A 4,459-nucleotide genomic window follows, 5' to 3' on the forward strand; every position below is an offset into this window, starting at 1 on the left:
TGCCCCCATGGCCAGCTGCAATACCCCGGCGACCAGCACCAACGCGCCCAGCGCGCCGAGCCCGAACTCCTGCACCGCTTCGTAGACCAGCACGGTCAGCCCGGCGGCCGGACCGCTGACCTGGAGGCTGCTGCCGGGCAGCAGCCCGGTGAGCAGGCCGCCGACGATTCCGGTGATCAGCCCCAGCTCGGCCGGCACCCCGGAGGCGACGGCCACCCCCACACAGAGCGGGACGGCGACGAGGAAGACGACGAGGGATGCCGTGAAGTCGGCGCGCCACAGCGCCAGCGAGCCCCGCGAGGGGTGGAAGTACGAGGGGGACCGGGAGGCCTCGGCGGACTGGGCGGACCCGGCGGTGGACCGGGTGGACCCGGCGGTGGACCGGGTGGATCCGGCGGTGGACCGGGAGGACCGATCGGATATCGACAGCTGGGACGGGCGGCGGTGGGCAGAACGGAACCTACGCATGAGCATGCCTCCAGCGAATTCGGGATACGGCGGCGCGCGCCCTGGCCCGGGAGCCGGTACCGGCACGGGTGCGCACAACGAACACACGTAAACGGGCAAGCCCGGGTACGGGCGCCGGCACAGATACGGGCAACAGGTACGGGCACGGATGCGGACGCAGGAACGCATGCAGGCACAGGCCCTGGCAAAGCCACTGACCCAGTCCCGGTCCCAGTCCCAGTTACTGGCACTGGCACTGGCACAGTCACAGGTACGGGCACAGCCACAGGTACGCATGCGAGCACGAGCAGCGACCCACCGCACCGTGGGCGGTCCGCGTGCACGGATCACCGCACAGCGCCGTGCGAACGCGCGCCATGAGGGGTGCGAGCAGCGACGGCTGGATCTCGCCGTCAGAAGCGCGGGCCGGGGAAGGCCCTGGGACGGCTCGGTGCTCTCAGCAGCGGAAGACGCCGTGATGGACCGGCAGTTCACCCGATCTCGACAGCGGTACGGCCTGACGTCCGGTCAGCGGAGCGGTGATGCCCGTCCCGCCGTCGGTCCATACCGGCTCCGCCGTCGACACGGGTGTGACGGACCGCCCGTGAGCGGCATAGGCGACCGACGCACGACTGCTGCGCCGTGGGTGGCCGCTGCTGTGCCGTGGGTGGCCGCGGTCGGCGGAGTACTTCGGATGGTCGGGAGCGTCCGCGGCCATCGGGGCGGGATCGCGGGAACCCGTCGGGGCGGGATCCCGCGGACCGGCACCGATGGCACTGGTCCTTGCCGGAACGGCCGCCGCGTGCTCTTCGTACGCACCGCCGGCGACGGTCGGCAGGGCGAGAACGACAGACACGACGATCAACAGGAGACGGCCGAGGCCGTCGACCCGGACCTTCGCCATCGTCGCCATCGTCGCCCCTTCTGGATTCCGGCGCGGCTGGACAGTTCACTCCATTGTGTCGGCCCTTACATGCCGAACCGCAACTCGGTATGTAACCGAACCGTAAACGTGGAGTTATCCGACAGGAAGGAAGGCTTCCGTTCACACCGGCGCCCGCCGGCGCACTTCCCCCGCCCCCATACGCCCTCCTGCACCTCAATAATGCGCCGCCCCACACCACACGGCACCCTGTCCCGCAGCCCCGCACCGGACCACATCACCGCCCCTGCACCGGGGCCCCCACCCGCCACTTCACCCCCTCTCCACCTCGTCACCCCCTCGTCACCACTCGACTGGCCTATGGGTGTTCCTCCGGTGCGACGGGACGGATCCCACCAGACCCACCCACCAAGCCCCGCCGGCTCCGCCCACTGCCCCCCCCCACCTGCCCCCACCAGTTCCACCCACCGGAACACCCCGCCCCACCCCTGCCTGACAGTGCGAGGATCGAGGACGACGCCACCAGCCCAGCGCAGCGGAAAGGCACGAACCGCACCATGACCCAGAAGGTCGCAGTCCTCGGCACCGGAAAAATCGGCGAAGCCCTCCTCAGCGGCATGATCCGCGGCGGCTGGGCCCCGTCCGACCTCCTCGTCACCGCCCGCCGCCAGGAACGCGCCGAGCAGCTCCAGGCCCGCTACGGGGTGGAAGCCGTCAGCAACTCCGAGGCCGCCAAGTCCGCGGACACCCTCATCCTCACCGTCAAGCCCCAGGACATGGGCACCCTTCTCCGGGAGCTCGCCCCGCACGTGCCCGCCGGCCGTCTGGTCATCAGCGGCGCCGCCGGCATCCCCACCTCCTACTTCGAGGAGCGCCTGGCCGCCGGCACCCCCGTCGTACGGGTCATGACGAACACCCCCGCCCTCGTCGACGAGGCCATGTCCGTCATCTCCGCGGGCAGCCACGCCACCGCCGCCCACCTCACCCTCGCCGAGGAGATCTTCTCCACCGTCGGCAAGACCCTCCGCGTCCCGGAGAGCCAGCAGGACGCCGCCACCGCCCTCTCCGGCTCCGGCCCGGCGTACTTCTTCTATCTGGTCGAAGCCATGACGGACGCCGGCATCCTCCTCGGCCTGCCCCGCGACAAGGCCCACGACCTGATCGTCCAGTCCGCGATCGGCGCCGCCACCATGCTCCGGGACAGCGGCGAGCACCCCGTCAAACTCCGCGAGAACGTCACCTCCCCGGCCGGCACCACCATCAGCGCCATCCGCGAACTCGAGAGCCACGGCGTCCGCGCCGCCCTCATCGCCGCCCTGGAAGCCGCCCGCGACCGCAGCCGCGAACTGGCCACCGGCAACGGCTGACCCCCCCCGCCGACCGCCACCCCACCCCACCGCCCCCGTCGGGGCAGCGCCCCCCCCAAGCGCCTGCCCCGACATGGCGAACGTGGCTGCCTGTGCCCCCACCCTGCGCCCGTGCCGGAAGCCCACCCCCACCCCCACCCCCACGCCCACCCCCACCCCTGCCCCGACACCTACATCGGCCCTAGCCCAGCAACCCCACCGCCCGGAACGCCGCATCCACCCGCGGCCGGGCCAGGCCGCGCGCCCGCTCCGCACCGCGCCGCAGCACCTCATCCACGTACGAAGGATCCGCGGCCAGCTCCGCATGCCGCTTCCGCAACGGCCGCAGCATCTCCACCACCGCCGTCGCCACATCCCCCTTCAGCGCCCCGTACGAGTCGTACTCCTCCGTCAGCCGCTCCGGATCCCCGCCCGTACACGCCGCCAGCACATCCAGCAGATTCGCCCCCCCGGACGCTCCTCCCGGTCGTACACCACCTCACTCCCGTCGTCCGTGACGGCCCGCATCACCTTCTTCCGCACCACTTCCGGCTCATCCAGCAAATAGACGATCCCGGACGTCCTGACCTGCTCCGACTTCCCCATCTTCGACGTCGGATCCTGCAGATCCATCACCCGCGCCGCCACCGCCGGATGCGTAGCCCTCGGCACGACGAACGTCGTCCCGTACCGCTGGTTGAACCGCACCGCCAGATCCCGCGTGAGCTCCAGATGCTGGGCCTGGTCCTCCCCGACCGGCACCTCATGCGCCCCGTACGCCAGGATGTCCGCCGCCATCAGCGCCGGATAGGTCAGCAGCGACAGCCGTACGCTCCCGCCCCTAGCCGCCTCCCGCGCGGCCTTCTCCTTGTACTGCACCATCCGCCGCATCTCCCCGTCGGAGGCCGTGCACTCCATCAGGTACGACAGCCGCAGATGCTCATCCACCTGGCTCTGCACGAACACCGTGCACAGCGCCGGATCCAGCCCCGCGGCCAGCAGCAGCGTCGCGGCCTGTCGGCTCAGCCGCCGCACCCGCGCCGGATCGTGCTCCACGGTCAGCGCATGCAGATCCACCACGCAGAACAAAGCGTCCGCACGGTGCTGGTCCTCCTCGGCCCACCGCCGCATGGCCCCGAGGTAGTTCCCCAGCGTCAGATGCCCCGTCGGCTTCACACCACTGAAGATCCGCGTCATCTCTCCGTCTCCCTATACCCATATCCCGTGCGTCCCTGCGCCCCTTGAGCCCTCGGGTACGCACTACGTGGAGACCGCCGCGCCCGCCGGCCGGCTACGAGAAGGAGATACGCGAACGGCCGCCGAAGCGGCGGCCGTGGTCGAGCATGCGCTGCTGGGTGGCCGCCGTCAGGCGGGCCACCACTGCTGTACGTGCGATACGTGCGGTACGTGCCGCACACGCGCATGCGAAGTCATGGGCCCAACGTACCCGTACATCGGCCGTCCGGCACGGGTTTGAAGCACCTCACCCCCTCGTGTAGTGTTCTCCGAGTTGCCACGGAGCCGACAGGTCCCGGGCAGCCATCCGCCGCATCGCGGCACACCACTACTGCACGGCCCCTCATCGGGAAGAATTTCGGCGTGCCGGAATTCGGATCGAGGCTCGATTATGAGCCGCCGAGGAATTCCGCTAAAGTAGTGGCTCCGACAAGAAATCGGACCCGAATTCGAACCGGAAACGGAACGAATGAAGATCTGATAGAGTCGGAAAGGCCGAAAAGCGAAAGCCGGACGGTCAACCCCGCTCCAACAGGGGGCCGGAGAT

Annotated in this window: 3 protein-coding genes and 1 pseudogene; 1 reads left to right on the top strand and 3 read right to left on the bottom strand. The window is 70.2% G+C overall.

Features of this window, described 5'->3' with window-relative positions; translation table 11 throughout:
• Both AZE13_RS38920 and AZE13_RS33340 read right to left on the bottom strand, forming a co-directional pair.
• Positions 1–468, bottom strand: a 468-nt coding sequence (locus AZE13_RS38920; protein WP_258528194.1) for a SulP family inorganic anion transporter, incomplete at its 3' end; no start/stop codon positions are given.
• A gap of 436 nt (positions 469–904) precedes the next feature.
• A complete protein-coding gene (locus tag AZE13_RS33340; protein WP_258528196.1) occupies positions 905–1,360 on the bottom strand; it encodes a hypothetical protein in 456 nt (151 codons plus the stop codon).
• A gap of 527 nt (positions 1,361–1,887) precedes the next feature.
• Here AZE13_RS33340 and proC point away from each other — a divergent pair.
• Complete coding sequence (gene proC / locus AZE13_RS33345; protein WP_066940556.1) at positions 1,888–2,697, top strand: pyrroline-5-carboxylate reductase; 810 nt, start codon at positions 1,888–1,890, stop codon at positions 2,695–2,697.
• 181 nt (positions 2,698–2,878) lie between these two features.
• Here proC and trpS read toward each other — a convergent pair.
• Positions 2,879–3,873: pseudogene (trpS, locus tag AZE13_RS33350) on the bottom strand (tryptophan--tRNA ligase).
• Positions 3,874–4,459: the final 586 nt, after the last annotated feature.

Source organism: Streptomyces sp. NBRC 110611, from assembly GCF_001590865.1.
Classification (GTDB): domain Bacteria; phylum Actinomycetota; class Actinomycetes; order Streptomycetales; family Streptomycetaceae; genus Streptomyces.

Bases quoted from the DNA above. Each gene is read 5' to 3' on its own strand.
- AZE13_RS33340 (WP_258528196.1), bottom strand. From the start codon at position 1,360: ATGGCGACGATGGCGAAGGTCCGGGTCGACGGCCTCGGCCGTCTCCTG.
- proC (WP_066940556.1), top strand. From the start codon at position 1,888: ATGACCCAGAAGGTCGCAGTCCTCGGCACCGGAAAAATCGGCGAAGCC.